The following is a 1125-nucleotide window of genomic DNA, read 5'->3' as shown; positions in this document are numbered from 1 at the left end:
CGCATCCAGCCCGGCCTCATGGTACTGGGCCTCCTGGCTGTTATGGTCGATGAAGCGGTCGGGCAGGGTCATGGGGCGGAAGCGCACGCGGTCGAGCAGGCCGGTTTTGGCCAGATGCGTCATGACAAAGCTGCCAAATCCGCCAACCGAGCCTTCCTCGATGGTAATCAGCACGGCATGGTTGCGCGCAAGCTGCTCGATCAGCGCCGTATCGAGCGGCTTGGCGAAGCGCGCATCGGCCACGGTGGGGGAAAGCCCCTGCGCGGTCAGCATGTCAGCCGCCTTGAGCGCATCGGCCAGCCTTGGCCCGAGCGAGAGGATGGCGATGCCGCCCTGCTCGGGGCCGGACTGGCGCGCCATCTCGCGCACGATTCGCCCGCGCCCGATCTCGATGATCTGGCCCGCCGCCGGCAGGTCCAGCCCCAGCCCCGCGCCGCGCGGGTAGCGCAGGCCAAGCGGGCCTTCGTCAAACGCGATGGCGGTGGCGGTCATGTTCAGCAGTTCAAGCTCGTCGCTTGGCGCCATGAGCGTGATGCCGGGCAGGCAGCCCAGATAGGCGATGTCGAAGGAGCCGGCATGGGTCGCGCCATCGGCGCCCACCAGCCCTGCGCGGTCGATGGCGAAGCGCACCGGCAGCTTCTGCAGCACCACATCATGCATCACCTGGTCATAGGCGCGCTGCAGGAAGGTGGAATAGATGGCGCAGAACGGGCGCAGCCCCTCGGTGGCCATGCCGGCGGCAAAGGTCACGGCATGCTGCTCGGCAATGCCCACATCAAAGAAGCGGTCGGGATAGGCCCTGGCGAATTTGTCGAGCCCGGTGCCCGATGGCATGGCGGCGGTGATGGTGACGATTTTGTCATCCGTCGCGGCCTGGCGCACGAGTTCCCTGGCGAACACCGAAGTGTAGCTCGGTGGCCCGGAGGGGCCTTTCTTCTGCTCGCCGGTCACGACATTGAACTTCGAGACGGCGTGGTATTTGTCGCCCGCCGATTCGGCCGGGCTGTAGCCGTGGCCCTTTTCGGTGATGACATGCAGCAGCACGGGGCCGACATCCTCGGCATCGCGCAGGTTGCGCAGGATGTGGACGAGCTGGTTCATGTCATGCCCGTCAACGGGGCCGAC

Annotated in this window: 1 protein-coding gene; it reads right to left on the bottom strand. The window is 66.6% G+C overall.

The features are described from left to right. The coding region (locus CDI09_RS17370; RefSeq protein WP_146220949.1) for a transketolase C-terminal domain-containing protein at nucleotides 1–1125 on the bottom strand (1125 nt) is incomplete at both ends.

Origin of the sequence: Komagataeibacter nataicola (assembly GCF_003207795.1) — a bacterium.
Lineage (GTDB): Bacteria > Pseudomonadota > Alphaproteobacteria > Acetobacterales > Acetobacteraceae > Komagataeibacter > Komagataeibacter nataicola.
This window is presented reverse-complemented; position numbering and strand designations above follow the sequence as displayed.